Origin of the sequence: Pleurocapsa sp. FMAR1, assembly GCF_963665995.1 — a bacterium.
Classification (GTDB): domain Bacteria; phylum Cyanobacteriota; class Cyanobacteriia; order Cyanobacteriales; family Xenococcaceae; genus Waterburya.
On sequence record NZ_OY762512.1, the window covers coordinates 442,962 to 457,118 of the forward strand.

The 14,157-nt window shown below is 40.2% G+C and carries 13 protein-coding genes and 4 pseudogenes; 8 read left to right on the forward strand and 9 right to left on the reverse strand.

Annotated features, from left to right (window positions below; all coding sequences use genetic code 11):
* The first annotated feature begins 14 nt into the window (after positions 1-14).
* Entirely contained in the window at positions 15-626 is a 612-nt protein-coding gene (locus SLP02_RS02295; protein WP_319419036.1) for a Uma2 family endonuclease, read from the forward strand.
* On the opposite strand, the gene SLP02_RS02300 is transcribed toward SLP02_RS02295, so the two are convergent.
* The gene (locus SLP02_RS02300; RefSeq protein ID WP_319419037.1) at positions 623-1,690 is read right to left on the reverse strand and encodes an undecaprenyldiphospho-muramoylpentapeptide beta-N-acetylglucosaminyltransferase; all 1,068 of its coding nucleotides are present in this window, start codon (positions 1,688-1,690) and stop codon (positions 623-625) included. The two genes, SLP02_RS02295 and SLP02_RS02300, sit on opposite strands and share 4 nt — an antisense overlap.
* A 71-nt stretch (positions 1,691-1,761) precedes the next feature.
* Between SLP02_RS02300 and SLP02_RS02305 the strand changes: the two genes are divergently transcribed.
* The 3 genes from SLP02_RS02305 (at position 1,762) to SLP02_RS02315 (ending at position 4,484) form a co-directional block, all read left to right on the forward strand.
* The gene (locus SLP02_RS02305) at positions 1,762-2,604 is read left to right on the forward strand and encodes an alpha/beta fold hydrolase (protein WP_319419038.1); all 843 of its coding nucleotides are present in this window, start codon (positions 1,762-1,764) and stop codon (positions 2,602-2,604) included.
* Between the two features lie 53 nt (positions 2,605-2,657).
* The gene (gene psbQ, locus SLP02_RS02310; RefSeq protein ID WP_319419039.1) at positions 2,658-3,308 is read left to right on the forward strand and encodes a photosystem II protein PsbQ; all 651 of its coding nucleotides are present in this window, start codon (positions 2,658-2,660) and stop codon (positions 3,306-3,308) included.
* Between the two features lie 78 nt (positions 3,309-3,386).
* Positions 3,387-4,484, forward strand: coding sequence for an NAD(P)/FAD-dependent oxidoreductase (locus SLP02_RS02315; RefSeq protein ID WP_319419040.1), 1,098 nt, complete (start codon positions 3,387-3,389; stop codon positions 4,482-4,484).
* Between the two features lie 363 nt (positions 4,485-4,847).
* Here the strand turns inward: SLP02_RS02315 and SLP02_RS02320 are convergent.
* Both SLP02_RS02320 and trxA read right to left on the reverse strand, forming a co-directional pair.
* A pseudogene (locus SLP02_RS02320) lies at positions 4,848-5,183 on the reverse strand (PAS domain-containing protein); the annotation flags it as partial.
* A 60-nt stretch (positions 5,184-5,243) separates the two neighbouring features.
* Entirely contained in the window at positions 5,244-5,579 is a 336-nt protein-coding gene (gene trxA, locus SLP02_RS02325) for a thioredoxin (protein ID WP_319419041.1), read from the reverse strand.
* Positions 5,580-5,725: 146 nt separating this feature from the next.
* Here trxA and SLP02_RS02330 point away from each other — a divergent pair, with 146 nt between their 5' ends.
* Together SLP02_RS02330 and SLP02_RS02335 are read left to right on the forward strand one after the other, a co-directional pair.
* A complete protein-coding gene (locus SLP02_RS02330; RefSeq protein ID WP_319419042.1) occupies positions 5,726-5,935 on the forward strand; it encodes an RNA-binding S4 domain-containing protein in 210 nt (69 codons plus the stop codon).
* Positions 5,936-5,979: 44 nt separating this feature from the next.
* On the forward strand, positions 5,980-6,435 hold the full coding sequence (locus SLP02_RS02335; protein ID WP_319419043.1) for a VOC family protein: 456 nt from the start codon (positions 5,980-5,982) through the stop codon (positions 6,433-6,435).
* 77 nt (positions 6,436-6,512) lie between these two features.
* Here SLP02_RS02335 and SLP02_RS02340 read toward each other — a convergent pair whose 3' ends face one another.
* Positions 6,513-7,145 (reverse strand): ribonuclease D, encoded by a 633-nt coding sequence (locus SLP02_RS02340; protein ID WP_319419044.1) that lies wholly within the window; start codon positions 7,143-7,145, stop codon positions 6,513-6,515.
* 359 nt (positions 7,146-7,504) lie between these two features.
* Here SLP02_RS02340 and SLP02_RS02345 point away from each other — a divergent pair, with 359 nt between their 5' ends.
* Entirely contained in the window at positions 7,505-8,332 is an 828-nt protein-coding gene (locus tag SLP02_RS02345; RefSeq protein ID WP_319419045.1) for a phytoene/squalene synthase family protein, read from the forward strand.
* Between the two features lie 41 nt (positions 8,333-8,373).
* Here the strand turns inward: SLP02_RS02345 and cobJ are convergent, their stop codons facing one another.
* Positions 8,374-10,230, reverse strand: coding sequence for a precorrin-3B C(17)-methyltransferase (gene cobJ, locus SLP02_RS02350; RefSeq protein WP_319419046.1), 1,857 nt, complete (start codon positions 10,228-10,230; stop codon positions 8,374-8,376).
* A 419-nt stretch (positions 10,231-10,649) separates the two neighbouring features.
* On the opposite strand from cobJ, the gene SLP02_RS02355 reads away from it, so the two are divergent.
* Entirely contained in the window at positions 10,650-11,303 is a 654-nt protein-coding gene (locus tag SLP02_RS02355) for a hypothetical protein (RefSeq protein ID WP_319419047.1), read from the forward strand.
* A gap of 156 nt (positions 11,304-11,459) precedes the next feature.
* Here the strand turns inward: SLP02_RS02355 and SLP02_RS26425 are convergent.
* The 4 genes and pseudogenes from SLP02_RS26425 to SLP02_RS02390 all read right to left on the reverse strand — a co-directional run.
* A pseudogene (locus SLP02_RS26425) lies at positions 11,460-11,875 on the reverse strand (ATP-binding cassette domain-containing protein); the annotation flags it as partial.
* A gap of 234 nt (positions 11,876-12,109) precedes the next feature.
* Positions 12,110-12,622: pseudogene (locus tag SLP02_RS26430) on the reverse strand (bacitracin ABC transporter ATP-binding protein); the annotation flags it as partial.
* A gap of 186 nt (positions 12,623-12,808) precedes the next feature.
* Positions 12,809-13,495, reverse strand: a pseudogene (locus tag SLP02_RS26435) (CmpA/NrtA family ABC transporter substrate-binding protein); the annotation flags it as partial.
* 241 nt (positions 13,496-13,736) lie between these two features.
* Complete coding sequence (locus tag SLP02_RS02390) at positions 13,737-14,069, reverse strand: P-II family nitrogen regulator (protein ID WP_319419053.1); 333 nt, start codon at positions 14,067-14,069, stop codon at positions 13,737-13,739.
* Between the last annotated feature and the right edge of the window lie 88 nt (positions 14,070-14,157).

A 14,157-nucleotide genomic window follows, 5' to 3' on the forward strand; every position in this document is an offset into this window, starting at 1 on the left:
ATTATTTAAGAAAAATGGAAGCGATCGTCAAAGGCATGACTTTTCCCTTTACTATCCCCCAAGGATTCCGCATAACTTCAGAACAGTTTGAGCAATTAGCCGAAGTCGAACAATTAGCACGTTTAGAGTTGACTGCAAATGGAGAACTGATTGTCATGAGTCCTACAGGTGGAACAGCAGGAGGAAAAAACTTTAATCTTTATATTGATATAGGAATATGGAATCGTCAAACTAGATTGGGCAAAGCTTTTGATTCATCCACGATATTTGCGTTACCCAATGGAGCGAGAAGAAGCCCTGACGTTAGCTGGATTGTACTGGAGCGTTGGAATCAGCTGACTCAAGCACAACAAGATGGATTTCCTCCTATTGCTCCCGATTTTGTAATTGAACTTGTGAGTCCGAGCGATCTCAAAAATCAGCGATATAGAGACTTACAGGCAAAAATGAACGAGTATCTAGACAATGAAGTCAATCTTGGCTGGTTAATTGAACCATCAGCGAAGACAGTAGAAATATACCGCTTAGGACAACCTGTAGAAATATTAAACAATCCCCAATCTCTATCTGGAGAAGATGTATTACCAGGATTTACTTTAGAACTAACTGAAATTTTTACTGCTTAACTTACTGAATTAGTAATCAAATCAAACAATTTAGCTAAAGAGCGATCGCTATTCCAATTGTCCATTTTCTTGATATAGTTTTCTCGATTACTATAAACAGTGTGAATTGTGTTCAACAAGCTATCTTCAGTTAAGTTTTCTTCTAAAATCACTTCGGCATATCCCTGTCTTTCAAATACTTTAGCATTGTCAATCTGATCGCCACGACTAGACTTTTTCGGTAGAGGAATTAAAATCATCGGTTTTTTAAGAGCTAGAAATTCAAAGAGAAAATTAGAGCCAGCGCGAGAAATCACCAGATCTGCTAAACACATCAAATCTGCAAGCTCATTAGCTACATATTCAAATTGCTTATAGCCTTGGTGTTCTAAACTTCGATCTATATTGCCCTTGCCACAAATATGAATAATTTGAAACTCTTGGAGCAATTTATTGAGCAGTGAACGTACTGTTTGATTAATATATACAGAGCCAAGACTACCACCAGTAACTAGAATTACTGGTTTAGTAGAATCAAATTGGCAGAAAGTCCTTCCTCTTTCGCGATCGCCTTGTTTTAACTCTGGACGTACTACAGCACCGATAAATTCTCCTTTATCTTTGGGTAAATGCTGCAAAGTCTCAGGAAATGTAGTGCAAATTTTCTGAGCAAAATTCATATTGATGCGGTTTGCTAATCCCGGTGTCAAGTCAGACTCATGGGTAATTACAGGTATATTGTTTAATCGACTACTTAGCACTACAGGAACAGAAACAAAACCACCCTTAGAAAAAACAATCTTCGGTTGCTCCTGACGAATAATTTTGTAAGCCTCAATGATGCCTTTCAGCACGCGAAAAACATCGCTAAAGTTTTGCCTATCAAAGTAGCGTCGTAGTTTACCTGTGGGAATTGCGTGATAAGTAACTTCAGGAAAATCGGCAATGAGTTCCCGTTCAATTCCTGCAAAAGAGCCAATATATACAACTTCCCATCCAGACTTAATTAATAGAGGAATTAGAGCCAAATTGACCGTAATATGTCCAGCAGAACCGCCACCCGTGAGCAAAATCTTGTTCTTCACTATTGGTTATTTATCTGTTAATACCTTCATAGTGTATGCTGCCTCAAAGAGTCAATAAAACCAAAAAATAAATGTCGATTAAAACAGATAAAATCCAGGTGGGTAAGTTTCAGTGGTTTTATCGTCAAACTGAGTTAGAAAGCGAACGTATTCCCGTACTTTTTTTACATGGTTTGCCATCCCATAGCTATACTTGGCGACAAATTATGTCCCTATTAGCGGATGAAAATATTCCCAGTATTGCCGCCGACTGGCTCGGTTGCGGATTTTCTGACAAACCTAATCAAAAAGATTTTGCCTACACTCCTGAAGCTTTTTTAACAGGCTTACAAGAATTAATTACAGCTTTAAAGTTAGAGAAATTTTACTTAGTTGTGCAAGGATTTCTTAGTTCAGTTGGGTTGCAATATGCTATTCAAAATCCTCAGCAAATTGAAGGGTTAATTATTCTTAATACTCCTATTACTTCAAGTGCTAAACTTCCTTGGCTGATGAAGCAGTTGAGTTTACCCGTGGTAGGAGACATGATGACTCAAGATCCACTTTTAGTCGATCGCACCATCGAAAAAGGCAGTGGCTTTGTAGTCGCCGATCGAGATCTTGATGTGTTGCGTAAACCCTTCTTACAAAGTTCAGACGTGGGTAGATCTTTGATGGTTATTCTTAAAAAATTGCAGCTAAATCGAACTATGCCAGAAATCGAAGCTGGTTTAAGTCAATGGTCAAAACCAACCTTGATAATTTGGGGGACAGCCGATAAATGGCTGGATATTACTGATGTCCAGAAACTAGCTGCTGCTAATTCCAATATTACTTTAATCGAATTGCCAGAAGCCAAGCATTATCCTCAAGAACATTGGGCATCAGACATTGCTAAAGAAATTGTGCAGTTTTTTCGCCGTAAAGTTTTTTAAGATGCAGGTTTCCTGAGAAAATTAAGACATAGTAATATACATTTTTGAGCAAGATGAAAATTTTTCGCCCTATTCTCTCTTTAATATTGGTATTGGTAACAACCCTATTAGTTAGCTGTGGCGGTTCTAATGTCTCTGCGCCACCAACCTATACCCCTGAAAAACTACAAAAAATTGAAACCTACCGTATTCCGCTGGATATCGCCCGCCAGAGGATTTCTGAACTGGGTGAGTCTATTAGCAATGAAAACTGGTCAAACGCAAAAAGTTTTCTTCATGGTCCTTTAGGCTCGATTAGAAGAGACTTAACCTACTTATCCAAAGCTTTACTACCTGATGAGCAAGAGCCAGCTTTAGAGCAAGCTAAAGATATTTTTAGGCATCTGGAAAATATTGATGCTGCCGTTAGCGAAAATAACTATAGCGTAGCAACTGACCAGTATAAGAAAGTTGTATCTGATTTGGATACTTATGCTAGTTTGATTCCTCAAACTGAGAAACCAGCTAAGCAGGCACAAAAAGTAACTAACAAAGTAGAAAAGTCAGTTAATCAAGCACAAAAAGCAACTACAAAAGCAGCAGAAAAATCTGTCAACCAGGCAGAAAGAGCAAAGTCACAAGCTGAAGATGTATTTGAAGGAGTTAAAGCTGAAGTAAATGAAACCATCAAAGAGATTACTCCTAATTTTGGTGAAGATACTTAAGTAACTCAATAGTAATTATAAGCTAAAAGGCTTGGCTTGCCGAGCCTTTTCTTTTTAATCAATTTTTTGTCAGCAAAGATGAGCAAAATTGTCATAATTGGCTGTGGGATAGTGGGCGCAGCGATCGCCTATGAGCTTAGTCTAATCTCAGGGTTAGACATTACCGTAATTGAAAAGAATACTCCCGCTTCTGGTTCAACGGGGGCAGCTTTAGGCGTATTAATGGGTGTCATTAGCCACAAGCAAAAAGGCAGGGCTTGGCGGTTTCGTGCCACTAGCTTAAAACGCTATGAAACTTTAATTCCCGAACTTGAAGCCAAAACAAGGTTATCTATTCCTGTTAATCGTCAGGGAATTGTCAAGCTGTTGTTTGAAGGGGAAAATTTAGAAAAATGGTATAAGTTACAAGCATTTCGTGCCTCAGAAGGTTGGGAATTAGAAATTGGCGATCGCAATTATGCCACTCAAAAATGTCCCCACATAGTTAATGACCAGATTATTGGTGCGGTTTATTCCCCTCAAGATAGACAGATAAATCCTGTCAAATTAACCGAAGCTTTAGTAGCTGCTGCCACTGCTAACGGGGTCAAGTTTCATTTTGGCATTATGGTCAAAGATTTTATTACTCAAGCTGCAAATGACAATGAACTATCAAGCTGTCAACAGTTAGAAACCAACGCAGGGAAAATTGAGGTTGAACAACTAATTATTTCGGCAGGTTTGGGTTCAACCCCCTTAACTCAGTCTTTACAGCAAACAATTCCAATTCGCCCTGTATTAGGACAGGCAATCAAATTCAAGTTAGACAAGCCTTTAGGCAATGCCAATTTTCAACCCGTAGTTACAGGCAATGATATTCATATCGTACCGTTGGGCAATCAAGAATACTGGCTCGGTGCAACCGTAGAATTTCCGAATGAAAGAGGAGAGGGTGTTGCTGATGCTCAAATATTAGAACAGCTAAAGCAAGAGGCAATTAATCTTTGCCCTCAATTAAAAAATGCTACTATCCTCAAAACTTGGTCTGGTAAACGCCCTCGCCCTGACGGTATTTCCGCCCCAATTATCAATAAGCTATCAGGTTACGATAATGTCTTATTAGCTACAGCCCATTATCGTAACGGTGTCTTACTAGCCCCAGCAACTGCTTTAGAAGTAATTAGCTTAATTGATTAGACCTCTTGCACGAATCAGAAATATCGGTTGAGAATGAGGTCAATTCGAGCATTCCCTTGCGCCATTAGGCGACGCGGTGAGACAGTTGCGTTGCGGTGAAGCAGTTCGTTGGCGGGGTTCCCCCGCTTAAAGAAACTGCTGAACCCGAAGGGGGGTTTCCCCCGTTGCGAGACAAAACCGTTGCGGGGGTTCCCCCCGTTGAGGTTATTGTCGAGGGCGAGCAAACTGTTGAACCCTTTAGGGGGTCTCGAATGAGGTCAGAAGTTAGCAAGGTGTAACCATCGCAGCTAGTCAGAGGTCAGGAATTTAAAACTAGTATCGAAAAAATATATTCATGCAAAAAATCTATTATTGATAATTGATTTAAACATCATAAATATCAGTAATCATTCTTAGCAAAAAGGTATTACCATTTAGGTCTTGAAAACAAGATTTCTTGGTAACAAGTATTTTCTCATTTCCTTCGGCATCAGTAAAAGGTTCTTCGTCTACTTCGTCAGTGCCTGTTAACATGACTAATTCATCTTTTGCCCAATAAATATCGGCTTGTTCTTGTGGATAAAAATCTGGTTCGGATTTGCCTAACATTTTAGCTTTGGCATAACCGACAAATTTGCAGTAAGCATTATTAACTAATACCCAACGATGATTGGTATCCTTGACAAAAACAGGGTTACTAATACTATCAAACGCTTTTTCTAAGAAGTCTTTGGCACTTTGTGTTTGCTGTTTTTGTTGAAAGTATTACCCCTCATCCTTTTAAAGTTTCAGTTGAGTCTCTAAAATATTGCTATAGGTTTCGTAAGGTTTGCTACCAAATAAACTTTCTACTACTTCTCCATCACGAAACACTAGCACCGCAGGAATACTTCGGATACCGTATTTTTTGGCAATGTCTTTGTTTTCGTCAATATCAATTTTGATAACGGTAGCGCGATCGCTGTACTCTGAAGCTAATCGATCGATTAAAGGCGCGACTACACGACAAGGGCCACACCAGGTTGCGCTATAGTCAGCGACTACAAGCTTTTCATTACTCAGCAACTGATTAAATTCACCTTCGTTTGCAAAATTAGCTTTGGTTACAGAAGTCATTTTTTATCTCTCTAATTAATTGGATACTGTGTCTTTTGCTCAACAATTGGGTCTTAATTGTCGCTCATCAACAGATTTACTTAAACTATTAATAAAAGAGTAGCATTATCGGTTCTTAGTAATCAGTATTTTTATCGCTTAAAATTATGAACGATTTAACAGCACAGTCTCATATCAAGCTAGATCAATTTCTCAAATGGCAAGGAGTTGCTCAAACTGGAGGAGAAGCCAAAATTATTATCAAACAGGGACAGGTAGAAGTAAACGGAGAAGAAGAGATTAGACGAGGACGCAAATTAGTTACTGGCGATCGCGTTACCGTGGCAGGAATAACCCATCGAGTAGAGTTACAGTAGGGGCGAACGGTCGTTCGTTATAATCTATTGGAGAATTAATTATTATGCTCAAACAAGAAATAAAGACTCAAGGTATTGCAGCAGGAAGTTTACGTCGTGTGCATCATATTGCTTTCAATGTCCAAGATATGGAAGCATCAAAGTATTTTTACGGCAATATTTTAGGACTACACGAACTTAAGGGAGAAGAAGTTCCCTCAACCTTAGTTAAATTAGTTGCAGCAGGAAAAGTATGCAACTTTAAAACCCCCGACGGTACAATACTCGATCTATTTGCCGAGCCTGATTTATCACCTCCCGATCCCGATCCAGATAAGGGTTTTACCCGTGCTAATCATCTGGCTTTTGATATCAATCCACAGCTATTTGATGATGCAGTTACAACCCTAAAAGAGCTTCAAGTTCCTATTGCTATAGACGTGGTAACTCGTCTTACTGGCAGAGGTTTTTATATTTACGATCCTGACGGATTTATGATCGAAATTCGCTGCGATCCCTAAAAAATAAAGCAGTTAAAAAAAACGACCGCAAAAACAGTCGCTAGCCATGAGGTATGAATCAGCAGTTGATATTTAAACTATCGATGTTCAAAAACATTTTGATATTGCAATATATCTAAGGTAACAAATATGGGAATTGCTTGAAAGCACTGTTGCGCTAATTGATAGCGATTTTCTCGTTTTAACATCGTTGTCAGCTTGTCCTTGACATCTAACAGATAACGAACATCGTTGGCAGCGTAACTATATTGTTCGCTAGAAAGATTCTCTGCATCGCCCCAATCAGAACTTTGAGCTTTTTTATCTAACTCTACTCCCGCTAACTCCGTAACTAAACTTTTCAATCCATGACTAGAAGTATAGGTACGAGCTAGCTTACTGGCAATTTTGGTACAAAAAATGGGTGCAGTTTCAATGCCAAAGGTAATATTAAATTGAGCCACATCAAAACGAGCATAATGAAAAACTTTAGTAATATCCCATGAAGTCAATAATTTTTGCAAATTGGGAGCTTCGGTTTGTCCTTTAGCAATGCGAATTGCCGTGACATAACCCTGAGGATCGCATAGCTGCACTAAACACAGGCGATCGCGTCCCAAAACTAAACCCATAGTTTCCGTATCTATGGCAATCTCATCAGCAGACATATAGCGAGCTAGAGTGGCTGTATCTAGATCTTCATCATAAACTTGAACGTTTTCTAAAACCATATTTTTGATTTATTCTCGAATAAAAATTTGAGTAAAGTAGTATTTTTCTGGTTGATTTTTTGCTACTTCAATAACTGTTAAATTATAGTTTCTCACCATGCTTTGTCTAGATTAAAATACTTGTGGAATTGGACTATTTCTAAATATCGGTAAGTTTTCTAACTAATGTGACGTAAATTTACTCTGTCTCAAAAGCCGAGTAAAAGTGGATTAGATTCAGCCTGAAATGGCTTTACCTCAAAACGAACCTAATAATTGTATAGTTTGGGTGTATGCTTTTCGTTAGGTCACAGATTACTATAGTGTTTGTGCAGCAAACTAATCTATGATCATTGGTCAGCGTGAGGAGTAGCGAATTAATGGATTTTCGTCAAAGAGCATTAGAAACTCTAAAACAAACTAGCAGGACTTTTTATATTCCTATTGCTCGCTTGCCAGGAGAGTTACAGGATGCAGTAGCATCAGCTTATCTTTGTATGCGCGCGATCGATGAAGTTGAAGATACTCCTGACCTTGACAATCAGACTAAAGCTCAGCTTTTACGCAGCATCAGTCTAAGTTTACAAGAAACAACAGATGTTGACTCTTATCAGCGCATTGGGGCGAATTTAGCTGCTTATAATCATGTTTTGCCCGAAGTTAGTCTAAATATTGGAAAATGGGCTAGTCTAGCACCAGAAACAATCGCTCCGCGGATTTGTGACGCTACGGCTGCAATGGCAGATCGGATGGCTTATTGGGCAGAGCAAAACTGGACAATTACTACCGAAGCAGATTTAGACCGTTACACTTTTAGCGTCGCTGGAGCAGTAGGCTTATTATTATCAGATCTTTGGGGTTGGCACGACGGTACAGAAACAAATAGAACTCAAGCGATCGCTTTTGGACGAGGTTTACAGGCAGTTAATATTGTTCGTAATCGACAAGAAGACTCTTTAAGAGGAGTTAGCTTTATGCCTGAAGGCTGGACTAATGAAGATATTCAAGCTTATGCTCGTCGTCAACTTCAAGAGGCCAGTTTGTATATTCAAGCATTGCCTAAAAACAGTCCTGCTTTAGATTTTTGTCAGATTCCCTATATTTTAGCTAAAGGTACATTGGAAGCGATCGCTTTAGGCAAGCCTAAACTAAGTCGTCATGATGTTTTGAATTTGGTTGGTAAGCTAACTAAGATTAAATCTGCTTAATTAAATAAATAAAGTAGGGGCGAACAGCCGTTCGTTCGCTCCTACGATGCTGTAAATCCTAAATAACCTCTGGGGGTAATCATCCAGTTGGCATGATTGCGAGTGGTGGTATTGCCAATAATTACGGTAGTAAGCATATCGATGGACTGATCTAGCATTTTGTCGAGAGTGGTTAAAATAACCTGTTCGTCTTCTCGATAAGCACTATGAACGATCGCCACAGGAGTATCGGGCTGGCGATGTTGGGCGAATATTGATTGGGCGGTAACGATTTGTTGAGTGCGCTTTAGCGATCGCGGATTATATAAGGCGGTGATAAAATCTCCGCTGGCTGCTGCGGTTAATCTTGTTTGAATTACTTCCCAGGGGGTCAATAAGTCGCTGAGGCTAATGGCACAAAAATCGTGCATCAAAGGTGCGCCAACTTTAGAGGCTGCTGACTGTAGAGCTGAAATTCCTGGGTAGATTTTTACTTGAGGTGTTTTACCATTCCAGCCTCCCGCCTGTAATTCTTCTAATACTAAACCCGCCATACCATAGATACCGCAGTCTCCAGAAGAAACCACCGCCACGGTTAAACCCCATTGAGCTAGTTCTATAGCTCTTTTGGCTCGTTGTTGTTCTTGGGTAATAGGCGAAGCTTCCACTATTTGTCCTGGACGCTTTAGAGATTTAATTAGATCGAGATAGAGACTGTAGCCAATCACCACATCAGCTTCAGTGATTGCAGTCTGTGCTGCGGGGGTAATTTGTTCTAAGTTACCTGGACCAATGCCGACTAAATATAGCTTTCCTGTTCGTCCAAGATATTCAACGGTAGCTTGAGCGATCGCAATTGTTACCGCCCCTCCCAAAGCATCTGCTTTAAAGATTTGCTTAGACACTAAAAGATTTTCTCCTGCCAAAATAGCAGCAGCCTCCGCAACACTGGGAGTCCCTACCTCTTGCTGTACCACATCTGACGGGGTAGGCACATCTACCTGATTTAACTGTTGGGCATCAAAGGTTTTAAAGACTAAGTTGCGTCGCTGGCATATTTCGAGAATGCCTATCTCGTCAGCTTTGAGATTAATACTCGCAATTCCCGCGATCGCTTCTGAAGCCAAGTGATAGGTTCTACAGGTTTCATCAATAGCCTGCTCAATTAGTTCTCCTGATGTGCCTCGCTCACAACCAATGCCAAGCCACAATACTTTAGGATGCCACTGTACTTTAGGAAAGTCTCCTTGCGGAGCAAACTTTCTTTTAGTTGAACTAATCCAAATTCGCCCTTGGGGGCGAGTTTCTGCTTGAGCGTCGGCAAATCCAAAGCTAAATGGATGTTTTGCGGGTAAATGTTCCCGCCACAGAATCGAGCCAGCCTCTTGAATTACCTGAACTGTTTCTTGTTTAGCGATCGCTGCCATTACTCCTGTCCAATCTCCTTTTCCTTTACGCCAACCGTAGGTAAAGCCAAAAGTATCAATTGCTGGTAATGATAGATTATGGGATGCCCCTGTAATAATTGCGGTTGCACCGATTTGAGTAGCTACTAATTGAGCTAACAAATCTGCTTGACCCTGATGTCCGCTACAAAGACTGATTACATAGTCACCTTGAGCATCAATTACTACTACCGCAGGATCTTCTGCCTTACTTTTGAGTAATGGAGCAATTAGTCTTACCACCGCACCAGCAGCCAGGCAAAATACAAATGCCTCATGTTCTGTCCAAATAGACGCTAAATGTTCTTTAAGAGAGCCTTGGTAATGGTGAGAATTGCCTTGTTTCTCTATAGTAGAAGGTAGCCATAGTTGCAGGCTGGTGCTTTGAGATAAAGGCGTTAATATTTGTGCTGCTTGAGGATGGGTGGCGATCGCGGCAATAGAAGTAAACTGACTAAAAGAAGAATTGTCCAAGATGCTTTTTTGACTACAAACGAACAGACATCAACAATATAACAGCCTGAACTACTGAGTTTGTTAAAAGTATTAAAAGATATTGTGTCATTTAACATTCTTAATTATAGCAGTCGAAGTAAAGGTTAAGACGTTAAACAACTATCTCACGCAAAGACGCAGAGAGGTCATAAAGATGTCCTAATCTAATACCAAAAAGTATCGATCAAATAGATAGAGAAAAACAAATAAAAAAACCAATCGCGCATTGAAACACCATTAAAACAAGTATATTTAAGTTAAGATAATTCAATAAAATTAAAGAAAATTAAATTATTTGCAAGTCTGACGTTTAATTGTGTTATCAATACAAAATAAGCTCCCGTGATGTAATTCTTAATTGGAATATTGTCTATTTCTATTTTATTGTCTATTTTTTTTTGTGGTTTTTTAAAGCGGAAGTTTTTCACTTCTTAGTTAATCTTACGTTTCTTCAATGGGTTTTGATACTGGGAGGGTTTTGCGTATGCTTATTTTTTGCCAAAGATAAAATTAAATATTTTGTGATCTCATCTGTGAAGAAACTCAGGTATTTCAGCCCAAAAAAATACAGAATAAAATTACTAAGATCGATTCAAGAAAAGAATGCAGAAGAAAAAGGGGAAATTCTTGCAGCTTGGCTTAAAAACAATCTGTCAATTAACTTTGGTTTGATGATGTTATCTATGGTGGTCTTCAGTCATTATCCCCTTAAGATGCTAAATATGGTATCAGCAGCTATACTTATGTTCACTTTAATAGCTTACTTTTTTGTAAGTTTGGCTTTTGAAAAAAGAGCTTTGATTACCTTTGTTGGAACATATTCTTTAGTACCTGTTGCGTTTTATCCTTTTGCTTTTATAAGTGATTATACAGGTATCAACCTTTTTGAAACTTTGCCTGCTGATGTCATAAATTTCCTCAATTTAAACGTTTATAATCTTATTGAGACTGCTAATAAATTGTTTTTTTACTGCTCCTGGATGTGCTTTTATAGTTCTCTTTGTCATTTTATCTTCTCTCTTTACCAGGAATACTCTAACGTGGTTTTTTAATAAATTTTAAAACCCGCTTCAATCACTAAACCCAACATAGACAAATAATAAAGGCTTTACTAGAATAAAAAATGTGGGCTGTAATATTTGATTTGCTAAAAGGTTGTTATCGTCTAATGAAGCAATTTATTAAGTCACTTTTTCTATAAAGATAGATTAATCCTCATCATGGGCAAAACGCTCAAACAGAAATTCTAGAGCGCGATTGCGGAGATTATAATAGAGTGGATCTTCCATAATCTGAGTGCGATCGCGGGGACGCTCAAAAGGGATATCCAACACTTCACCCATTAGTCATCATCATTCCCGCAATCGGCAAGAAAAAAAGCTTCATCGATATCCTGGGTAATCATTAACACCGTACAACGATGTTCGTTCCAGATAGTCAGTAGTTCTTCTTGCAATTCCTCTTTGGTAATGGCATCTAATGCTCCAAAAGGTTCGTCTAGAATTAGCATACGCGGACGAATAGCTAAAGCACGAGCAATGGAAACTCTTTGTTTCATCCCGCCAGAAATTTGAGTCGGTTTTTTGTCGGCTGCTTCGGTTAGCCCCACTAAGGCTAGATGATCGCGACAGTATAATCACCGTTGCGAGTAGGATAGGATTTAGCCACATTTTCGATTAATAAGAAGGGCATTGTTTGCTGGGAAGTTTTAGCGGGGTAATTGGAGATTAGATCTAATTTGTTTATTTTTTAGTTATTAGTTGGTAGGGTGGGCAAAATTATCTTTTGGCGAAGTCATTTGGTTTCAGTTTGTAGATTTGCCCACCTAGTTATTAGCAGATAGCAAGTATTTGGTCGGTCAAGCAGCACGAGAATGAGGATCGAGGACAATTTCGGCAACGCTGAAATCTCGTTTTATTTTGAGGTTGTTAAGGTAGGTAATGGGATCGTCAGCGTCGAAGGTCGTGCCATCGAAAAGTTTTATTTTGCCGCGATTGTATTTAGTATCTAGTGAGCCAAGTTCTCTGACTGCGGTACTAAAGACGGTGACGCGACAGACTCTTTCCATGAGTTATAGCCAATTGCGAGAGAAGGGCGTATGTCCCCATCTGGCTAACTGAGTTGTGTGCCACCGATGTTCGGTACGACTTGAGCGATTGATTCTAGCACCATAAAATAGATGATGGGCATATTCGCGCATGGACAGATTAGGATTGCAGGTATCTGCGTTGGGACTAGCAAGATGGATGTATTCAAGGGAAGTTCCTATATACTGGCGTTGGGCTAGTATATGCTCGATTTATAAAGCATTATTTTCATCGGCACAATAATGGCAAGCTTCAAGCAAGGCTTTAACTAAAGCAACGGGCGTTGGTAAATCAAAGTATGGTTTTTCAATTTTGTATCAAACTTTATTCAAAAAAAGCTTAAAGCTGCACGCTGCGGATGCAGCGAAGTCGTTCCCTTGAGGCGACGATCTGGGCGTTAGCCCTGCGCTTATAGCTTAAAGCTACGAGCAGAAACACTTTGTACGTCATATATTAAATTACCAACGCCAAGCAACGTAGGTATTGGGATAAGCATTTGCCCAATCTTCTCTGACTCCTAAAACCTTGCCTGGATGTCCGTTCCAAATTTCAAGATCCGTGGCAACGGTAAAGCCAATACCTTCGGCAGCAGCGCGATAGTTCTAGGGTTCGCCCACGCCGTAACCATCAATACTGTTGTTCTGCAAGTCTACCATCATCTGAGCGGGAGGAATGTTTTGCAGTTCCACATCGAGATCGCGGTTGATATCCCCTGCTGCTAACCAATAGCGCAGAATTAGATTGTGCATTGATGAAGGATGAACTACCCCCATAATGTGCCATTTATCTCTAGTCTTGAGAAGATACTGTTTAAAATCGGCTAAACTTCTGACTCCTTGGTCATAAAAGCGACGGTCGAGAGTGATAGCATTACCGTTGCCCTTATGGTTAACGCCGATACCACCGAAAGTCTATCTTGATGACCTCTCAAAGTTAACCATAAGGGCATTCCCGAAGGCATCTGGGCTGCATCCACATAGCCTCCAACCATACCATCGACGATGCCCCGCCAACTGGTTTCCCTGACTAGATTCACTTCATCTAAGCCGTGTTTTGTAAAGAAGCCTTTTTCTTTGGCTACTGCTAAAGGCGCACAGGCGCACTAAGTTGACTTTTTCTAAACCGTGACGGGCGATCGCCGCTGCTCGTAGTCGCCTTTCGTCTGCGAAGGAAGAATCAGATACTAGAGAAATTGAGTAAAGCAAAGGCTATGTTAAAACTAAACTTCAGCGTATTACATCATTTTGAAATACACTGTATTCCAAAATGATAGAAATGGTTCGTTGCTGTCGCCCGCTCAATAACGTGGCGATCGCCTCCGAGCATGAGTGCGTCTCCTCTTGACTGATTGATGGTATTTCCTTCGTCGACTCGTGTTAAGGTCTGCGTCGTCTCCATTTAACAGCCGTCTGGCCCACAGAACTTGTGCGCACTCAGTACCTCCGCCTCACAGAGATAGACGATGCCCGAATAATCGTCGAAAAACCGCGCTGCGACCTCATCCGAAATCTTCACCGCCATATCCCGACTGTCGGTGAGCACCTCGAACTTTATATTTGAGAAGTTGTCGGAAACGGAGGGTTGTCCCGACGAGCGCACGTTGCGACTGCCTTCACCGCCAGCGTCCACCACCGTATAACCGGTCGCCCCGGCTTCGTGGATGATTTTGGCGATCTTTTTCAGCAGCAACTTTTCCGTGACGATGACGAGCTTGGTGGCTGGCTTGGCCATGTGGGTTACCTCTAGATGTGTTGTGTGTTTATTAAATTATATAGAAACTCAGGAAAACGGCAGCACCGCGCATTATCGCGCTGATCTA

Excerpts from the sequence above, each read along its gene's own strand:
- SLP02_RS02330 (WP_319419042.1), top strand. The coding sequence starts at position 5,726 with ATGAACGATTTAACAGCACAGTCTCATATCAAGCTAGATCAATTTCTC.
- SLP02_RS02345 (WP_319419045.1), top strand. The coding sequence starts at position 7,505 with ATGGATTTTCGTCAAAGAGCATTAGAAACTCTAAAACAAACTAGCAGG.
- SLP02_RS02340 (WP_319419044.1), bottom strand. The coding sequence starts at position 7,145 with ATGGTTTTAGAAAACGTTCAAGTTTATGATGAAGATCTAGATACAGCC.
- SLP02_RS02305 (WP_319419038.1), top strand. The coding sequence starts at position 1,762 with ATGTCGATTAAAACAGATAAAATCCAGGTGGGTAAGTTTCAGTGGTTT.
- SLP02_RS02315 (WP_319419040.1), top strand. The coding sequence starts at position 3,387 with ATGAGCAAAATTGTCATAATTGGCTGTGGGATAGTGGGCGCAGCGATC.
- SLP02_RS02390 (WP_319419053.1), bottom strand. The coding sequence starts at position 14,069 with ATGGCCAAGCCAGCCACCAAGCTCGTCATCGTCACGGAAAAGTTGCTG.
- psbQ (WP_319419039.1), top strand. The coding sequence starts at position 2,658 with ATGAAAATTTTTCGCCCTATTCTCTCTTTAATATTGGTATTGGTAACA.
- trxA (WP_319419041.1), bottom strand. The coding sequence starts at position 5,579 with ATGACTTCTGTAACCAAAGCTAATTTTGCAAACGAAGGTGAATTTAAT.
- SLP02_RS02295 (WP_319419036.1), top strand. The coding sequence starts at position 15 with ATGGAAGCGATCGTCAAAGGCATGACTTTTCCCTTTACTATCCCCCAA.
- SLP02_RS02335 (WP_319419043.1), top strand. The coding sequence starts at position 5,980 with ATGCTCAAACAAGAAATAAAGACTCAAGGTATTGCAGCAGGAAGTTTA.